This is a genomic window from Trinickia sp. EG282A, from assembly GCF_040965455.1.
GTDB lineage: Bacteria > Pseudomonadota > Gammaproteobacteria > Burkholderiales > Burkholderiaceae > Trinickia > Trinickia symbiotica.
Map to the genome: position 1 here is coordinate 47267 of NZ_JBFRCC010000006.1, position 17860 is coordinate 65126.

The 17860-nt window shown below is 63.4% G+C and carries 12 protein-coding genes; 2 read left to right on the top strand and 10 right to left on the bottom strand.

Going from position 1 to position 17860, the window contains the following annotated elements; genetic code table 11:
• Window positions 1-50: 50 nt before the first annotated feature.
• From prpF to prpC, 4 genes are all read right to left on the bottom strand, one after another.
• On the bottom strand, window positions 51-1247 hold the full coding sequence (gene prpF / locus AB4Y31_RS26705) for a 2-methylaconitate cis-trans isomerase PrpF (RefSeq protein ID WP_368676639.1): 1197 nt from the start codon (window positions 1245-1247) through the stop codon (window positions 51-53).
• A 72-nt stretch (window positions 1248-1319) separates the two neighbouring features.
• Window positions 1320-3935: a Fe/S-dependent 2-methylisocitrate dehydratase AcnD gene (acnD, locus tag AB4Y31_RS26710; protein ID WP_368676640.1), complete on the bottom strand. Its 2616-nt coding sequence runs from the start codon at window positions 3933-3935 to the stop codon at window positions 1320-1322.
• Window positions 3936-3963: 28 nt separating this feature from the next.
• A complete protein-coding gene (locus tag AB4Y31_RS26715) occupies window positions 3964-5607 on the bottom strand; it encodes an acyl-CoA synthetase (RefSeq protein ID WP_368676641.1) in 1644 nt (547 codons plus the stop codon).
• A 53-nt stretch (window positions 5608-5660) separates the two neighbouring features.
• Window positions 5661-6827: a 2-methylcitrate synthase gene (gene prpC / locus AB4Y31_RS26720; RefSeq protein WP_368676807.1), complete on the bottom strand. Its 1167-nt coding sequence runs from the start codon at window positions 6825-6827 to the stop codon at window positions 5661-5663.
• Window positions 6828-7095: 268 nt separating this feature from the next.
• Here prpC and prpR point away from each other — a divergent pair, with 268 nt between their 5' ends.
• Both prpR and AB4Y31_RS26730 read left to right on the top strand, forming a co-directional pair.
• Entirely contained in the window at window positions 7096-9057 is a 1962-nt protein-coding gene (prpR, locus tag AB4Y31_RS26725; protein WP_368676642.1) for a propionate catabolism operon regulatory protein PrpR, read from the top strand.
• A gap of 89 nt (window positions 9058-9146) precedes the next feature.
• Window positions 9147-10958, top strand: coding sequence for a chloride channel protein (locus tag AB4Y31_RS26730; protein WP_368676643.1), 1812 nt, complete (start codon window positions 9147-9149; stop codon window positions 10956-10958).
• 76 nt (window positions 10959-11034) lie between these two features.
• Here the strand turns inward: AB4Y31_RS26730 and AB4Y31_RS26735 are convergent, their stop codons facing one another.
• The 6 genes from AB4Y31_RS26735 to AB4Y31_RS26760 all read right to left on the bottom strand — a co-directional run bounded on the left by AB4Y31_RS26735 (window position 11035) and on the right by AB4Y31_RS26760 (window position 17844).
• Complete coding sequence (locus AB4Y31_RS26735; RefSeq protein WP_368676644.1) at window positions 11035-11943, bottom strand: LysR family transcriptional regulator; 909 nt, start codon at window positions 11941-11943, stop codon at window positions 11035-11037.
• Between the two features lie 125 nt (window positions 11944-12068).
• The gene (locus AB4Y31_RS26740; RefSeq protein WP_368676645.1) at window positions 12069-12758 is read right to left on the bottom strand and encodes a haloacid dehalogenase type II; all 690 of its coding nucleotides are present in this window, start codon (window positions 12756-12758) and stop codon (window positions 12069-12071) included.
• Window positions 12759-12821: 63 nt separating this feature from the next.
• Window positions 12822-13775: a ketopantoate reductase family protein gene (locus tag AB4Y31_RS26745; protein WP_368676646.1), complete on the bottom strand. Its 954-nt coding sequence runs from the start codon at window positions 13773-13775 to the stop codon at window positions 12822-12824.
• Window positions 13776-13872: 97 nt separating this feature from the next.
• The gene (locus AB4Y31_RS26750; RefSeq protein ID WP_368676647.1) at window positions 13873-14433 is read right to left on the bottom strand and encodes a TetR/AcrR family transcriptional regulator; all 561 of its coding nucleotides are present in this window, start codon (window positions 14431-14433) and stop codon (window positions 13873-13875) included.
• A 98-nt stretch (window positions 14434-14531) separates the two neighbouring features.
• Window positions 14532-16046, bottom strand: a complete 1515-nt coding sequence (locus AB4Y31_RS26755; protein ID WP_368676648.1) for a trypsin-like peptidase domain-containing protein — start codon at window positions 16044-16046, stop codon at window positions 14532-14534.
• A gap of 286 nt (window positions 16047-16332) precedes the next feature.
• Window positions 16333-17844 (bottom strand): cobyric acid synthase, encoded by a 1512-nt coding sequence (locus AB4Y31_RS26760; protein WP_368676649.1) that lies wholly within the window; start codon window positions 17842-17844, stop codon window positions 16333-16335.
• Between the last annotated feature and the right edge of the window lie 16 nt (window positions 17845-17860).

The following is a 17860-nucleotide window of genomic DNA, read 5'->3' on the forward strand; positions in this document are numbered from 1 at the left end:
CATCCGCTTGCCGGCAAGGAATGCGGCGCCGGCAGCCAGCTTCATCGTCGTCAGGAGTTCTGATGAACGTCGGGCACCCGTACCCAGCCTTCCATTAGCACGCGTGCGCTGCGACTCATGATCGCTTTCGTGACGAGCCATTCGCCGTCGCGCAGCATAGCTTCGGCGCCGACGCGCAGCGTGCCCGACGGGTGGCCGAAGCGGACTGCGTCGCGTTTTCCGCCGCCGGCCGCCAGATTGACGAGGGTGCCAGGAATCGCCGCCGCGGTCGCGATCGCGACGGCAGCCGTACCCATCATCGCGTGATGGAGCTTGCCCATCGAGACTGCTCGTACCAGCAGGTCGACATCGGCGGCTTGGACCGCCTTGCCGCTCGATGCGACATAATCGGCCGGCGGCGCGACGAACGCGACTTTCGGCGTGTGCTGCCGCGTCGCGATTTCATCGAGCTGAGTGATGAGCCCCATTCGCAGCGCACCGTGGGCGCGGATCGTCTCGAGCCTCAACAGCGCCCCGGCATCGCCGTTGATGGCGTCCTGCAGTTCAGTGCCTCGATACCCGATTGCCTCGGCGTCCACGAAAATCGTCGGAATGCCCGCATTGATCATCGTTGCCTTCAGGGTGCCGATGCCCGGTACGTCCAGATCGTCGACGAGGTTTCCCGTCGGGAACATGGCGCCGCCCGCGCCTTCCTCGTCGGCGGCGGGGTCCATGAACTCCAGCTGGATCTCCGCCGCTGGAAACGTGACGCCGTCGAGCTCGAAATCGCCCGTCTCCTGCACGTTCCCGTCCACGATGGGCACGTGCGCGACGATCGTCTTGCCGATATTGGCCTGCCAGATCCTGACGATGGCGGTGCCGTTGCGCTGAATGCGGCTGGCGTCAAGGAGCCCAGCGCTGATCGCGAACGGACCGACGGCCGCAGACAGATTGCCGCAGTTTCCGCTCCAATCCACGAACGGCCGGTCGATCGATACCTGGCCGAACAAGTAATCGACATCGTGATCGGGCCGGCTGCTCTTGCCGACGATGACGGTCTTGCTCGTGCTCGACGTGGCGCCTCCCATTCCGTCGATGTGCTTGCCATACGGATCGGGGCTGCCGATGACGCGCAGCAAGAGGGCGTCGCGCGCGGCGCCGGGCATGCGCGCGTTTTCAGGCAGATCCTCGAGTCGGAAGAAGACACCTTTGCTGGTGCCGCCGCGCATATAGGTGGCGGGAATCCTGATCTGCGGAAGGTACGTCATTATTCGGTAGTCCTTAGGAAACAGCGGCGATAGGCCTCCTATAGCCGCAAACTGTCTCGCCGCGAGCGGTCCTCAAGCCGAGCCGACAGCGTCCCGGTCGGCAAGCGACGATTCGAGAAAGTCCTGGGCAAAGCGTTGCAACACACCGCCGGCTTCGTAGATCGACACCTCTTCGGCCGTATCGAGTCGGCAGGTGACGGGAACATCCACGCGCTCGCCATTTCGGCGGCGGATAACCAGCGTCATTTCACTTCTTGCGCGGCGCTCGCCGACGACATCGAACGTCTCGGTGCCATCGATGCCGAGTGTGATGCGGTTAACGCCGGGCTTGAACTCGAGCGGCAATACGCCCATGCCGACCAGATTGGTCCGGTGAATGCGCTCGAACCCTTCGGCGACGATCGCTTCGACGCCCGCGAGCCGCACGCCCTTCGCGGCCCAGTCGCGCGACGAGCCCTGGCCATAATCGGCGCCCGCGATGACGATGAGCGGCTGCTTGCGCGACATGTAGGTTTCGATCGCTTCCCACATCCGGGTGATTTTGCCTTCCGGCTCGATGCGAGCCAGCGAGCCGGCCTTCACCTTGCCGTCTTCGACGACCATCTCGTTCTTCAGCGTCGGGTTGGCGAACGTGGCGCGTTGCGCGGTCAGGTGGTCACCGCGGTGCGTCGCATACGAGTTGAAGTCCTCTTCGGGTAGGCCCATCTTCGCCAGGTACTCGCCGGCGGCGCTGTCGGGGAGGATCGCATTCGACGGAGACAGATGATCGGTCGTGATGTTGTCGCCGAGCACGGCGAGCGCACGCAGGCCCGCAAGCGTGCGCTCGCCGGCCAGCGCACCCTCCCAGTACGGCGGGCGGCGGATATAAGTGCTGCGCTCGCGCCAGTCGTAAAGCGGGCTGACGGTTTTGCCGTCGTCGGCGGAGACGGCGAACATGGGTTCGTAGACCTGACGAAATTGCTCGGGCTTCACACTGGTGGCGACAATGGCGTCGATCTCTTCGTCGGAGGGCCAGATGTCCATCAGCGTCACCGGCGTACCGTCGGGGCCGATGCCTAGCACATCGTTTTCGATGTCGAAGCGGATCGTGCCGGCGATCGCATACGCGACGACGAGCGGAGGCGAGGCCAGGAACGCCTGGTTCGCGTACGGATGGATGCGCCCGTCGAAGTTGCGGTTGCCCGACAGCACGGCGGTCGCATAGAGCTCGCGCTCGACGATCTCTCGCTGAATCGCCGGGTCGAGCGCGCCCGACATGCCGTTGCACGAAGTGCAGGCATACGCGACGACGCCGAACCCCAGCTGCTCGAGCTCGGGCAACAAGCCTGCTGCCTCGAGATAGAGCGTCACAGCTTTCGATCCGGGCGCGAGCGAGCTCTTGACCCAGGGCTTGCGCGCGAGGCCGAGCCGGTTGGCATTACGCGCGAGCAGGCCGGCCGCGATCATGTTCCGCGGGTTGTTCGTATTGGTGCAGCTCGTGATGGCCGCGATGATGACCGCCCCGTCGGGCATTTTTCCGGGCTCGCTGTCCACCGCACCGCTGATGCCGCGCGCGGCGAGTTCGGACGTCGGCACGCGTCGATGCGGATTCGACGGTCCTGCGATATTGCGCGTCACCGACGAAAGATCGAACCGCAAGACGCGCTCGTATTCGGCGTGCCGGAGGCTGTCGGCCCACAGGCCCGCCTCTTTCGCATAGATCTCGACGAGCTTCACGAGCGCATCGTCGCGTCCCGTGAGCTTCAGATAGGCGAGGGTCTGTTCGTCGATATGAAACATCGCCGCCGTCGCGCCATACTCGGGCGCCATGTTGGAAATCGTCGCGCGATCGCCCAGCGTGAGACGCGCGGCGCCTTCGCCATGGAACTCGAGATACGACGAAACGACTTTTTCCTTGCGCAGGAACTCGGTCAAGGCGAGCACGATATCGGTTGCGGTGATGCCGGGCTCGCGCTTGCCGGTCAGCTCGACGCCGACGATATCGGGCAGGCGCATCCACGACGCGCGGCCCAGCATGACGCTTTCTGCTTCGAGCCCGCCCACGCCGATCGCGATGACGCCGAGTGCATCGACCATCGGCGTATGCGAATCCGTGCCGACGAGCGTATCCGGAAACGCCACGCCGTCGCGCACCTGGATCACGGGGCTCATCCGCTCGAGATTGATCTGATGCAGGATGCCGTTGCCCGGCGGAATCACGTCGACGTTACGGAAAGCCTTTTTCGTCCAATCGATGAAATGGAAGCGGTCCTCGTTGCGTCGCTCTTCGATTGCGCGATTCTTTGCGAATGCATCCTTGTCGTAGCCGCCGCACTCGACGGCCAGCGAGTGGTCGACGACGAGCTGGGTCGGCACGACAGGATTCACCATCGAGGGATCGCCGCCGCGCGCTGCAATAGCGTCGCGCAGTCCCGCGAGATCGACGAGGGCGGTCTGGCCGAGAATGTCATGGCAGACGACGCGCGCGGGATACCAGGGGAAATCCAGGTCGCGCCTCCGTTCCACGAGTTGGGCGAGCGAGGCTTCGAGCGTTTCCGGCTCGCAGCGGCGCACGAGGTTTTCGGCCAGTACGCGCGACGTATACGGCAATTTTTCGTAGGCCCCCGGCCAGATCGCGTCGATGGCTGCGCGCGCATCGAAGAAATCGAACCGGGTGCCGGGCAGGGGCTTGCGATAGTGTTCGTTCATGGAGTGGGTGAGAGGGAAAGCGTCCGTATCAAACGTCGATGGCGGCCACGGAGCGGGCACGCTTACGTAATTCGAACTTCTGGATCTTGCCGGTTGCCGTTTTCGGCAGTTCGCAGAATTCCACTGCGCGCGGCACCTTGAAGCCGGCCAGGTGAGCCTTGCAATGCGCGATCAGGTCCGCGGCCGTGGCCGTCGCCCCGGCCTTCAGTTCGACGAACGCGCAAGGTGTCTCGCCCCAGCGCTCGTCGGGCTTCGCGACGACGGCCACGGCGAGAACGTCGGGGTGGCGATAGAGCACATCCTCGACCTCGATGCTCGAAATGTTCTCGCCGCCCGAGATGATGATGTCCTTGCTCCGATCCTTGATGCGGATATAGCCGTCCGGGTACACCACGCCAAGATCGCCCGAGTGAAACCAGCCGCCGCGGAACGCTTCGTCGGTCGCTGCCGGATTCTTGAGGTAGCCCTTCATCGTGATGTTGCCGCGAAACATCAGTTCGCCGATCGTTTCGCCGTCGGCGGGGACGGGCATCATCGTGTCGCGATCGAGCACGACGACGGCGTCCTGCAGGTGATAGGCGACGCCCTGCCGCGCGTTGAGGCGTGCGCGCTCGCCGATGTCGAGCGACTTCCACTCGTCCTGCTGCGGGCATACGGCGGCCGGGCCGTAAACCTCGGTCAGGCCGTAGACGTGCGTCAGCTCGAAGCCGAGCTTCTCGAGGCTCTCGATCAGCGCGGCGGGCGGTGCGGCGCCGGCCACCATCGCATTCACGCGATGATCGATGCCGGCCTTCAGTTCCGCGGGCGCGTTGACGAGCATGTTGTGCACGATCGGTGCGCCGCAATAGTGGGTGACGCGCTCGCTGCGAATGAGATCGAAGATCGTCTTCGCCTCCACCTTGCGGAGGCAGACGTTGACGCCCGCGCGCGCGGCCACGGTCCACGGAAAACACCAGCCGTTGCAGTGAAACATCGGCAACGTCCACAAATAGACGGCGTGCTTCGGCATGTCCCATTCGAGGATGTTGCTGATCGCGTTCGTATAGGCGCCGCGATGGTGGTAGACGACGCCTTTCGGATTGCCCGTCGTGCCCGACGTGTAATTGAGGCTGATGGCGTTCCATTCGTCGGATGGCGGCTGCCATTCGAAGGCCGGATTTCCGCTTTCGAGCAGCGCTTCATATTCGATCTCGCCGATTCGCTCCCCGGAGCCGTCGTACATCGGGTCGTCGACATCGATGACGAGGATCGGCCGCTCCACGGCTGCCAGTACGGTACGCATGATCGCCGAAAACTCCCGGTCGACGAATACGGCCTTCGCTTCGCCGTGGTTCAGCATGAACGCGAGCGTGGCCGCGTCGAGGCGCGTGTTCAGCGTGTTGAGGACCGCGCCGATCATCGGGACTCCGAAATGTGCCTCGACCATCGCCGGCGTGTTCGGCAGCATCACGGCCACGGTGTCGCCGAAGCCGATGCCGCGGGCGCTCAACGCCGAGGCGAGGCGGCGCGTGCGCGCATAGGTCTCGGCCCACGTTCGCCTGACACTGCCGTGCACCACGGCAAGGCGCGAAGGATAGACCGCCGCGCTGCGCTCGATGAACTTCAGCGGCGTAAGCGCCGTGTAGTTCGCCGCGTTCTTATCGAGGCCTGTCTCGTACATTTCGGCGGTCATGGCTGTCTCCTTACCATGTCGAATAGCGGGTTGATTGCCCCTATCCGCGCCGCTCAACGTTTTCCGATCGGCACGAAGTCGAGGTCTTCCGGTCCGGTGTAATTGGCGCTCGGCCGGATGATCTTGTTGTCGATCCGCTGCTCGATGATGTGCGCGCTCCAGCCGGAGGTGCGCGAGATCACGAAGAGCGGCGTGAACATCGCCGTCGGCACGCCCATCAGGTGATAGGACACGGCGCTGAACCAGTCGAGGTTCGGGAACATCTTCTTCAGGTCCCACATCACGGATTCTAGTCGCTCGGCGATGGCGAAGAGCTTCATGTCGCCCGCGTCTTTCGAGAGCTTGCGCGCCACTTCCTTGATCACCTTGTTGCGCGGATCGGCAACGGTGTAGACGGGATGGCCGAAGCCGATCACCACCTCTTTGTTCTCGACGCGGCGGCGAATATCGGCTTCCGCTTCGTCGGGGGTCGCGTAGCGCGACTGGATCTCGAACGCAGCCTCGTTCGCGCCGCCGTGCTTCGGCCCACGCAGCGCGCCGATCGCGCCCGTGAGGGCCGAGTAGATGTCCGAGCCCGTGCCGGCAATTACGCGGCCCGTGAACGTCGAGGCATTGAACTCGTGCTCGGCGTAAAGGATCAGCGACGTGTGCATCGCTTGCACCCACTCCTTGGGCGGCTCCCAGCCATGCAGCAGATGCAGGAAGTGGCCGCCGATCGAATCGTCGTCGGTTTCGACTTCGATGCGCCGGCCGTTGTGCGAGTAGTGGTACCAGTAGAGCAGCATCGAGCCGAGCGAGGCCATCAGGCGATCGGCGATCGCGCGTGCGCCGGCGACCGAGTGGTCGTCCTTCTCGGGCAGGACCGTGCCGAGCACAGAGACGCCCGTGCGCATGACGTCCATCGGATGGGCGCTCGCCGGCACCCATTCGAGCGCCGCTTTCACGTTCGCGGGCAGCCCGCGCAGCGCTTTGAGCTTCGTCTTGTAGGCGCTGAGCTCGGCGGCCGTCGGCAGCTTTTCGTGCACGAGCAGATAGGCAATCTCCTCGAACTCGCAGGTGGTCGCGATATCGAGGATGTCGTAGCCGCGATAGTGCAGATCGTTGCCCGTGCGCCCGACCGTGCAGAGCGCGGTGTTGCCGGCCGTCACGCCCGAAAGCGCGACGGATTTCTTAGGCTTGAAAGTGGGGGCCGCCGCCGGGGCTTCCTTCGTTGCTTCCATCATCGTTCCGTCTCCGAAGTGTCGAACTCGTTTCATTGTCGCGGCCGCTGGCGCCGCGGCCGGCCGTGCGCCGGTGCGGCCGCCGGCCAACTTAGGGCTAGCGAAGTCGCTCCGGCGTATGCAAGCGCTGGGCCACCTTGCAAAACGCCCCGCAACTCTTTGATTTAGAAGCAGAACGCGAGTCCTGACGTTAGTCGTTCAATTCATCACCGAAATTTCACATTTCAAAAATGAAATGTAACGCTCATAATGAGGCGTCTTTAGGACCATGAACGCCCCTACCTTGAACGCCCCTGATCGTGACGTCCGTGCGCGGCCCGTCGTTTGGGCCTTCGGCATCAGCCGTTTGCGCGACCTTTTCTTCCAAATCGCCGGCGAATACGACAGTCGAGCCGATTTGCGCATCATTTCGCGCGCCTACGACGACGCGGTTCGCGAGATCGAGGCGGCCGAGGCGCATTCGCCCGATGTCGTGGTCGCTGGCGGGTCGAACGCGGCCTATCTGAAGACGCGCGTCGCCGTACCCGTCGTACAAATCGCGCCGACCGGGCTCGACGTCATGCATTCGCTCGCTCGCGCGCGGCGTCAGGCGGAATCGATCGCGTTGGTGAGCCCGGGAGACACGCCACCTGAGATCCGCAACTTCGTCGCCGCCTACGGGCTCGATATTGTCTTTGCGTCGTACCGTTCGGTGCAGGACGCCGAGGCTTGCGTGCTCGAGCTCAAGGAGCGCGGCGTCGGCGTAGTCGTCGGGCCGGGTCTCGTCACCGATCTCGCCGCCGCGGCGGGCATGGGCGCGGTATTTCTGTACTCGCATGCTTCGATCCGTTCATCGTTCGAGACAGCGCTCGAGGTGGCCGAGGCGATGCGTGGCGAAGCGAAGCGTCGGCAGCAGATCGACAATCTGCTGCAGCATTTGCGCGATGGCGTCGTCGCGCTCGACGCGCAAGGTCGCGTCGAAGCGATCAATCGGCGTCTCGCCGAGGCGTTGGGCCTCGATTCGGCCCGTGCCGTCGGCAGACCCCTCGTGGAGGTCGCGCCCGATCTGATCGGTGCGTTATCCGATGCGGATGGCGACGCGCTCGTCGCGATTCGCGGCGTCAGCTATGTCGTTCATCGCGGGCCGCTTGCGGGCCACGAAGGCCAAGGCGGCGCTGTGTTGACGTTCCAGGAGTCGCGCGCCGTCGAGCGGCTCGACCGAACGCTGCGATCGAAGCAGCTTACACATCAGTTTTCGGCGCGCTACAGCCTCGAGGATTTGATTGGAAGCAGCGCCCCCGTGGAGCGCGTGCGCACGCTCGTGCGGCGATACGCTAAATCCGATGCGACCGTATTGGTGCTCGGGGAAAGCGGTACCGGCAAGGAGATGGTCGCGCAGAGCATGCATCGGTTGAGTGCCCGGCGCAAATTTCCGTTCGTTGCGATCAACTGCGGGGCGTTTCCCGAAGCGCTGCTCGAGAGCGAATTGTTCGGGTACGAAGAGGGCGCATTTACCGGGGCACGCAGAGGCGGGAAAGCAGGGCTTCTCGAAGCCGCGCATCGGGGCACGCTCTTTCTGGATGAAATCGGCGAGATGCCGTTGCCGCTGCAGAGCCGATTGCTGCGCGTGTTGCAGGAGCGCGAGGTGCTGCGGTTGGGGTCGACACAGCCGACGCGAATCGACGTACGCGTGATGGCGGCGACGCACAGAGCCTTGACGGACAGCATCGCGGATGGGACCTTCCGCGCGGATCTCTATTACCGGCTGAACATACTCAGCATCGCGTTACCGCCGTTGCGCGATCGGCCGGCCGATGTCATGCCCCTCGCCGCCGAATTGTTGCTGCAGGCGATGGATCGCGAGCCTCGCTTGGCAAGACGCATACTCGACAGTGAGGCGGCGATGCGGTTGCTCGCTGAAATCGAGGAACCGTTGCACGCGTACCGGTGGCCCGGGAACGTGCGGGAGCTGCAGAATGTGATCGAGCGGATCGTCGTCGAATTGGCCGATGCCGAGTCTACGGGAGCGGAATTTGCGCCGATCAGTTGGGAAATCATGCGTTCGATCGCGCCTGAACTCTTCGATCCCTCCGCGGCTTCTCCGCAACGCGGCCAAACGCTGCGTGAGCGCAGTCGAAGCGTCGAAGCCGGGGAAGCGCGCGCGGTACTGGCCGCATGCAATGGCGATCGCGACGCTGCCTGTAAGGCGCTCGGCATCAGCAAGACGACGTTGTGGCGGAAGTTGCGGTGAGCAACGGTACCGGATTCGCTCATTACATCATGTTGTGATATATATACACCCCGGGCGCAATAGATTGTTGGCTGCAATCAAGGGGAACCATGAGCGAGCACAAGGGCGATTTCGCGACGGATGTCCGACTCCTGCGCATTAGTGTCATTGCGGCCGTCGGTGGCGCGCTGAGCACGGCGGCCGCCGATTTTTTGTTGCATCTCATCCGCTTCTTCACGAATCTGTTCTTCTTCCAGACGTTTTCCACGGCGAACCATTCGCCGGCGGAGAACACGCTCGGGCAACTCGTCGTTTTGGCGCCCGTGATCGGCGGCCTGCTGGTGGGATTGATCGCGCGCTTCGGCTCCGAGCAAATTCGGGGGCACGGGATACCCGAGGCCATCGAGGCGATTCTGTTCGGAAAGAGCAAGATGTCGCCGAAAGTCGCGGTGCTCAAGCCGCTCGCATCGGCGATCGCGATCGGCAGCGGCGGACCGTTCGGCGCTGAAGGCCCGATCATCATGACGGGTGGAGCGATCGGTTCGCTCGTCGCTCAATACTTTCATTTGTCGAGCGCGGAAAGGAAGACGCTGCTGGTTGCCGGGGCGGTGGCCGGTATGACGGCGGTCTTCGGAACGCCAGTCGCGGCGGTGCTGCTCGCCATCGAGCTTTTGCTATTCGAGTTGCGGCCCCGCAGCCTCTTGCCGGTTGCCATTGCTTGTTCCGTTGCGGGATTCACGCGGCCGATGCTGCTCGGCAGCGGCCCCTTGTTTCCGCTGCATACGATGCCGCTCGGCCCGATCGGCCTCGTGTCGTCGGCGTTCGCGGGACTGATTGCCGGCGCGCTCTCCTGGGGATTGTCGTCGTGGCTCTACAAGGTCGAGGATGCCTTCAACAAGCTGCCGATCCATTGGATGTGGTGGCCGGCGTTGGGGGCCATCGTCGTCGGTATCGGAGGATATTGTCAGCCGCGCACGCTCGGCGTCGGCTACGACGTCATCGCGGACTTGCTGCAAGGCCACCTCGCCATGCATGCCGTGGTTTCGATCGTCCTCGTCAAGGCCATCATCTGGGTGATTGCTCTGGCCTCGGGGACTTCCGGGGGCGTGCTGGCGCCTTTGCTCATGATGGGCGCGGGCATCGGCGCCATTGCCGGCCCGTACATGCCGGGAGGCGAGCCCGCGGTGTGGCCGCTCATTTTTATGGCTGCCGCGCTCGGCGGCATGATGCGGGCGCCCGTGATGGCGTCGGTGTTCGCGTTCGAATTGACGGGCGACGCGAACGCTTTGCTTCCGCTGCTCGCGGCCGCCGCGGTGGCGTACGGTTTTACGGTCTTGCTCATGCGCCGCTCGATTTTGACCGAGAAGATCGCTCGCCGCGGTTATCACATCTATCGCGAGTACAGCATCGACCCGCTCGAGCGGCACTACGTCGACGAAGTGATGACGCGCAACGTGCTGACGATCGACGCCAAGGCGACGGTGGCCGATGTACTCCGAAATTATTTTGGGGCGCGGCAAAAGTATCGCGCTTATCCGGTCACTGACTCCGGGATTCTCGTTGGAATGATGGACCGGGCACTGCTCGATCGAATTCCCCCCGAGCAAGCGGATGCCCCGCTCGGGACCTTCTTTACGCAAACGCGGCCCGAAGTCGCGTTGCCTGGAGAGATCTGTAGAAACGTGGCCGCGCGTCTGGCCGTGAAGGGGCTCGACCGTGTTCCGGTAGTCGACGACGAGAAGACGTTCCGGCTGATCGGCATCGTATCGCGGCACGACTTGCTCAAGCCGTCCATGACGGTGTTCACCGAGGAGCGCGAACTCGAGCAGTTCCGCCGCGTATGGATTCCGAGAAGCGCGCGCTTCGCGCCGACGAACAAACCAGGACAAACGCGGAGCGAACAAGCCGACGTGAGCCGGTGAGGAATGCCCAATACCGGATCACTCGATCGGAGTGGACGGTGCTTTCAGTGCAAAGATTTGTCCGGCGTAGCCCTCCTTAAATCCGCAAGTCGGGATGCCCCTCGGCGAGCTCCGTGAGCCATTCCATGAACGCCCGAACTCGCGAACTGACGTTCTGCCGATGCGGATAGAGAATCGATAGCGGCGTGGACGGCGACTGATACTCGACGAGTATCTCCTGCAGCTGCCCCTCGGCGATCAAATCCGCGACCATGAACCGCGAGGGCTGAATGATGCCGTAGCCGAGCACGCCAGCGGCAATATAGGCCGAACCGTCATTGACGGATAGCACGCCGTTCATCGGAACCGCGACCGCTTCGCCGTCCACGATGAACTCGAACGGAAAAGTTCTGCCCGTGCGCGAAGACATGTAGTTCACGCCCTGATGTTTGCCCAATTCCTCGAGCGTCGTGGGCGTGCCGTGCGCCTTCAGATAGGCGGGCGAAGCGCAAGTCGTCATGCGCGCCTCGCCGATTCGCCGTGCCACGAGGCTCGATTCCTCGAGATTGCCCATCCGGATCACGCAGTCGACGCCATCCTGGATGATGTCGATATTGCGGTCGGTCAGGCCGAGCCGCAAATTGATGTGCGGATATTTGCGGTAAAAATCGTCGAACGCCGGCAGCAGCAGTGCTTTCGCGATCGTGCCCGACGTATCGACGCGCACGGTGCCGACCGGCCCGCTGCGCTTCTCGGAGAGCAGCGACTCAGCATCCGCGATCTCCGACAAGATGCGCACGCAACGTTCATAGTACAAAGCGCCGTCGTCGGTGAGGCTTACCTGGCGTGTCGTTCGATTCAACAAGCGCGCGCCGACGTACTCCTCGAGCGAACGGACGATATTGCTGACGGACCCGCGCGGCAGCTCGAGCATATCGGCCGCTTTCGAAAAACTGTTCGTCTCGACGACGCGCGTGAACACTTCCATTGCCTGCAGGCGATCCATGGCTGGGCTCCTCGGACAGGTAGCGCCGCCGCGGCGCCGTTCAGTCCGCGTGCGAAGATCGCAACCTCTTTTCCCGGCAGAAATTTAGCATAACGAATCGTCCGGCACCCGTTCGGCGTGTCGCGTCAATGACACGGTCGCAGCCAGTCGGCGAGCTCGTCGAGGCCCGACACGATGTGATCGGGCTTCTGCCCAAGCTCTTCGAACGTATTGCCCGCCCGGTTGACCCAGCAGACGGGGAACCCAAAGTGGCGAGCGCCCGATGCGTCCCAGGCGTTCGACGAAACGAAAAGGATCTCTGTGCGTGGAAGATTCAGCTTCTGTTCGGCCACGGTGTAGACGGCGGGATGCGGTTTGAAGAATTTCACCTCTTCCGCATCTTCCACGCTGAGCAGATGCGCGAATCGCGATTCGAGTCCCGAGTGGGCCACGACGCCGCGGATCGATCGCGCCGATCCGTTCGACAGGATCGCGAGCGGCAAGCCCATCGCTTGAAGCTCGGCGAGCGCGCCAGGTACTTCCCGGAAAGGCTCGATTCGCGAGTATTCGTCGCTGAGTTCCACAAGCTCAGCGTCGGATAGCATCAACTGCAGACGATTGCACGTATAGCGCAACGCATGCTCGGTGATGTCCTCGAACGGCGCGTATGCTCCCATCAAACTGCGCAGCCAGGTGTATTCGAGCTGCTTTTGTCTCCAGACGTTGCTGATTTCCTGGCCACGCCCCGGAAACAGCGCGTCGCAGCGAGCGACGACTGAATGGACGTCATACAGCGTGCCATAAAGGTCGAAAACAACTGCCTTGATCGGGTTCATCGAGCGTCTCCTGGTTGCCGGCGGCGCCGGCGGCGTGATCGTCCGGGCGTAATGCCGTTGCCGCTACCGGGGCGCGGCGGGCGAGGTCGGTTGCGCAGTTTCGCCGCCATCCGCATAGGGGCTGAGGATGTCGGCGATCACCCTGTTGCATGGCGTAGGCACGTTTAGCGCTTCGCCGAGCGACGCGACGCCGCCGCTCAACCAGGGCAACTCGAGCCGATTGCCGCGCTGAAGGTCGCTATACATGGATGAGATCATCGACGCGGGCAACGTATCGCAAAACGCCAAGCGATCTTGCGCGAAATCATCGCGCAATGCGACACCTTTCGCCTTACCGACGGCGACGACCTCTTGCATGACGTCGAGCAGCAGTGCGCGCGTCCTGGCGTTCTCGCGAATCGCGCCGATTGACTTGCGGACCGCACTGGTCATGCCCGACAGGCCAACCAGGAAGACGAACTTTTCCCAGATGAGGCGCTCGATGTCGTCACTGATCTCCGCTGCGATGCCGGCCTTTTGGCAAGCGTCATAAAGCGCGGTTACGCGGGCGGAACGGCTGCCGTCGTATTCGCCGAATACGAGCTTCTGCATCGCACCGCTATGGACGATGACGCCCGGCTCGCCGATGACCGCCGCGATATAGGACACCCCGCCGATGATCGACGCTGCCGGAAGATACTTTCTCAACGTCTCGTCCTTTTGCACGCCGTTCTGAAACGAAACGACCGAAGCCCCTCGCTCGACGAGCGGGATCAGCGATTGGGCAGCATCGTCGGTATCCCAGAGCTTGACCGTCATAAAGACGAGATCGACCTCGCCGGCTTCCGCACTGGTTCCGACCACCTTTACATCTTTCAGCGTCAGGTTGCCGAGGGGGCTCTCGATGCGCAGGCCGCGCTCGAGCATCGCCTCCCGATGTTTGCCTCGCGCGATGAACGTCACATCGCTACCAGCCGCCGCGAGGCGAGCCCCAAAGTATCCGCCGACACCGCCGGCTCCCAATATCGCAATTCGCATCGGATTTCCTTAAAGGGAAGGCAATGACGCTTGTCGAGGCCTCACTGCCGGGTTTGTCTACATACTAATAGGTACGAATTCGGCCAAAAAAGGTCGCTCAGGTTTCCAGCGCGAGCGCAAGCAGCGATTGCAGCGCAACGCGTAAGTCCGCGGTGCGCGACGTTTTCATCGCGCGGCTCACCGCGAAACCGCCTTGCACACTGGCGATGATCAACAGTGTTATCTGTTCCGCCGGCATTTTCAGCTTGATATGCCCATCCGCCTGCTCGGCCTTCAAAATCTGAATCAGCCGTTTCTCGAGATGCTTGAAATACCGGTTCATCGGCTCGCGCAACTCGTCGCTTTCGATCGCGGCGTCCCAGACCAGCCGGCCGATGCGACAGCCGAGCATAGGGCGCTTGTTCTGGGCGAGATAGCTGATGAGACGCTCGCAGAAGCTTCCGGGCCGCGCCATTGCCGCTTCGAAATCGGCAATCCGTTCGTCGACCATCTCGTCGATGGCCACGCGCGCAAGGGCTTGCTTGCTCGAAAAATGATGGTAGAAGCTTCCTTGGCCGGCGTGACTTCTATCCTGGATGTCGCGCGGGCTCGTGGCTTCGTAGCCCTTTTGCCAAAGCAACTCCTTGGTTGCTTCGATGATGTCTTCTCTCTTTCCCATCTAGCGTCGATCCACTGTCGCGGTAGTGATGAGAGTACATACTAGTAGGTACAGGATGTTGGGTCAAGCCAGGATCGGTCGGCTTGACGCTTCCTATCTCACTTCACTTCCACTGATATGAAGCTGCGCACGCTGTCGCGCTGAATCAGCAATGCCACGTCCCTGCCCGCTTTTTCGATCAGCGTGCCCAGTTCTTCGCGCGATGTCACGGGCGTGCCGTTGACCGACAGCAGCAGGTCGCCGGGTTGTATGCCGGCGCTTGCCGCCGGCCCGGCCGTGCCGTCCACCATGAGGCCGGCTGAATTGCCCGTTGCGCGTCGCTCAGCATCGGTGAGCGCGTGAACCGTCAAACCGAGCTTCTCGGCGCCGCCTCCGCCGACGGGCCCGGGTCGTGCTGCCGGGATTTCGTCGGACGTGCCGATCGCGATGGTGATGATCATCGGCCGCTTGCTGCGCACGATCCTGAGCGTCGCTTTCGTTCCGGCCGGCAGGTTCGCCGCGTAGTCGAGCAACTCGGCCGAGCGATCGATCGTTTTCCCGTTGATCTGCGTGATGACGTCGCCGGGCTTCAACCCAGCACCGTTCGCCGCACCATGCGAATTCGGCGAGGACTGCACCGGCGCGACGGAAGTCACGAGTGCGCCGCCCGGCCGCGGCAAGCCGAATGCGATCGCCAGACCCGGGTCGACATCCTGCACCTCGATGCCGAGACTGCCGTGCGACGCCTTGCCCGCCCCCTGCAATTGCCTTCGAAACGCAAGCGCCGCATTGATCGGGATAGCGAACGTGACCGTCTGATATCGCTCGCTATCCGAGTAAACCTGAACGTCGATGCCCACGACCTCGCCGGCTCGATTGAAGAGAGGGCCGCCCGAGTTGTCGGGATTCACGGCGATTTCGGTCTGGAGAAAGGGGAAGGGTGTGCCATCGGCCAGCATCCGCGGCATCGCGCTGACGAGACCGGCGCTGACGGTGTTGTCGGGACTGTCCGGCGCGCCGATCGCGAGCAGTTGCTCTCCGACACGCACGCGTGACGAGTCGCCGAGCTTGACGACGGGCAGCTTCGTTGCCCCCTCGATCTGCAACACCGCGACGTCCGTCTGCGGATCGGTTGCGACGACCTTCGCTTTGAATTCACGACGATCGGTGAGCCTGACCGAAACCTCCTCGGCGCGATTGACCACGTGTGCGGTGGTCAGCACGATGCCGTCGGGACTGACGATGAAACCGGAGCCGCTGCCCCAGGTCACTCGCGGCGACCCTGGCTGAGCGTCTTGCGACTGTTGAGTCACGCGTTTGAAATACGCAAGGATCGGGTCGTCGGTCGCGATGGCGTCGAGGGACGGTCCCGACGCTTGCTGATCGGTGTCGGCCGGCGCGGCGCCGATATTGACGACAGCCGGGCCGTAGCGCTCCACGATAGTGGGGAAATCGATCGGCCCGGCGGCCGCACTGGGCAACGGACGCGCCGCTTTGGCGGGCTGCAGCGCAGTGGCCGGCGAGGTCGCGGCAATGGCCGAGGGCAGGGCGAAGAGGGTGACGGCGAGCCATAGTGTCGTCGCCGTCGCGTCGCGCGCGGCTCGCGCGAACACGTTCGAGGGCTGAGAGATCACGGCGCGTCTCCAGATAGCCGTTGTGCGGATAGCCGGGAGGTTGCGCTGCGCCGGAAGAAAAGGCGTGGCACAAATCCATCACCGGCCGATCGATTGTCGGCCACGGCGACAGGAAGTGCTGTGATGCATCGCACAGATCGAAATCGAAATGGCGGAACGCAAGTTCGTGCTGGCCTTGCCGGCAATTAATCACAAGCTGGCGAATGCGTCTTGCCGCGGGCCGTCAAGGCTCGGCGCGTATAATCGCGCTCGAATTGCCGCTCCCTTTTTTATCCATGTCCAACGTCTATTCGATCAAGCGCCACAACGCGTCCATGTCGACGTTTGCCGATACCGAGTCGGCGAGTCTGTCGATCGAAGCCAGCCGGCGCGCATCGTGATCGATCCGTTCGGCGTCGTCGAGTCCGGCCCAGCGAAGCAGCGCCTGGCATGCATCGGGAGAATCGAAGAGACCGTGAAGATAGGTCGCAAGAATCTGTCCATCTTCAGACACGACGCCCTCGGCACGCTCATCGTCGCCGTCGAGCAATTTCATCGCCGGGCGCGCGAGCGCGGGACCGTCGGTGGCCCCCATATGAATCTCGTAGCCGCGCACGGGCACGCCGCCATCCATGAGCAGCGTCCCAGCGGCATTGAGCAGGCGTTTTTCCGGTTCGAGCGTCGTCACGAAATCGAGCAGCGCGAAGCCGCGCTCGCATGCGGCATTGCTTTCGAGGCCGAGCGGATCGCGCAACTCGCGACCGAGCATCTGCATTCCGCCGCAAACGCCGATCAGTTTGCCTCCGTATCGCAAATGCCTGCGCAGGTAGGCCTCCCATCCGTTTGCGCGCAGCCACGACAAGTCGCGCTGCACGCTCTTGCTGCCGGGCAGGACCACGAGGTCGGCCGCGGGCAACGGCTCGCCCGCACGCACGTAGCGGAAGTCGACTTGCGGATGCGCGCGCAGCGGATCGAAGTCGGTATGGTTGCTGATGCGCGGCAGCGCGGGCACGACGACGCGCAACAGGTGCTCGCGCGCTCCGAAGGCAGTCTTCGCGGTGGGCAGCATGTCTTCTGCATCGATCCACAAGCCCGGGACGAACGGCACCACGCCGAAGACCGTTTTGCCGGACCGGGCTTCCACCCAATCGATCCCCGGTTTCAGCAGCGCGACGTCTCCTCGGAACTTGTTGACGATCACGCCCTTTACTCGCGCACGCTCCGCATCGTCGAGGCATGCGAGCGTTCCGAGAATCTGGGCGAAGACGCCGCCGCGGTCGATGTCGGCCGCGAGCACCACCGGGCAATCGACGGCCTGCGCAAAGCCCATGTTCGCGATATCGCCTTCGCGCAGATTGACTTCGGCGGGACTGCCCGCGCCTTCCACGAGCACGAGATCCGTCTTCGCGCGCAGTCTTTCGAACGACTCGAGCACGGCGCGCATCGCCACCGGTTTGTAGGCGTGGTACTCCCGTGCGTCGAGGTTGCCGCGTGCTTTGCCGTGGACGATGACTTGCGCGCCGATGTCGCTGTTCGGCTTCAGCAGGACGGGGTTCATGTCGATTTCGGGCGCGATCCCGGCGGCGAGCGCCTGCCATGCCTGCGCGCGGCCGATTTCGCCGCCGTCGACGGTGACGGCGCTGTTCAACGACATGTTCTGCGGCTTGAACGGCGCGACGCGAAGGCCCGCGCGCGCGGCGATCGCGCAGAGCGCACCGACGAGCGTGCTCTTGCCGCAGTCGGAGCTCGTGCCTTGAATCATCAACGTGCCGGCCATGGAGGTCATCCTGAGCGCATGAGAAGACGCGCGCGCGCCCATGGGGGCGGGCGCGGGC

Excerpts from the sequence above, each read along its gene's own strand:
- AB4Y31_RS26740 (WP_368676645.1), bottom strand. The coding sequence starts at position 12,758 with ATGAACCCGATCAAGGCAGTTGTTTTCGACCTTTATGGCACGCTGTAT.
- AB4Y31_RS26750 (WP_368676647.1), bottom strand. The coding sequence starts at position 14,433 with ATGGGAAAGAGAGAAGACATCATCGAAGCAACCAAGGAGTTGCTTTGG.
- AB4Y31_RS26730 (WP_368676643.1), top strand. The coding sequence starts at position 9,147 with ATGAGCGAGCACAAGGGCGATTTCGCGACGGATGTCCGACTCCTGCGC.
- AB4Y31_RS26715 (WP_368676641.1), bottom strand. The coding sequence starts at position 5,607 with ATGACCGCCGAAATGTACGAGACAGGCCTCGATAAGAACGCGGCGAAC.
- prpF (WP_368676639.1), bottom strand. The coding sequence starts at position 1,247 with ATGACGTACCTTCCGCAGATCAGGATTCCCGCCACCTATATGCGCGGC.
- acnD (WP_368676640.1), bottom strand. The coding sequence starts at position 3,935 with ATGAACGAACACTATCGCAAGCCCCTGCCCGGCACCCGGTTCGATTTC.
- AB4Y31_RS26735 (WP_368676644.1), bottom strand. The coding sequence starts at position 11,943 with ATGGATCGCCTGCAGGCAATGGAAGTGTTCACGCGCGTCGTCGAGACG.
- prpC (WP_368676807.1), bottom strand. The coding sequence starts at position 6,827 with ATGGAAGCAACGAAGGAAGCCCCGGCGGCGGCCCCCACTTTCAAGCCT.
- AB4Y31_RS26760 (WP_368676649.1), bottom strand. The coding sequence starts at position 17,844 with ATGGGCGCGCGCGCGTCTTCTCATGCGCTCAGGATGACCTCCATGGCC.
- AB4Y31_RS26745 (WP_368676646.1), bottom strand. The coding sequence starts at position 13,775 with ATGCGAATTGCGATATTGGGAGCCGGCGGTGTCGGCGGATACTTTGGG.
- prpR (WP_368676642.1), top strand. The coding sequence starts at position 7,096 with ATGAACGCCCCTACCTTGAACGCCCCTGATCGTGACGTCCGTGCGCGG.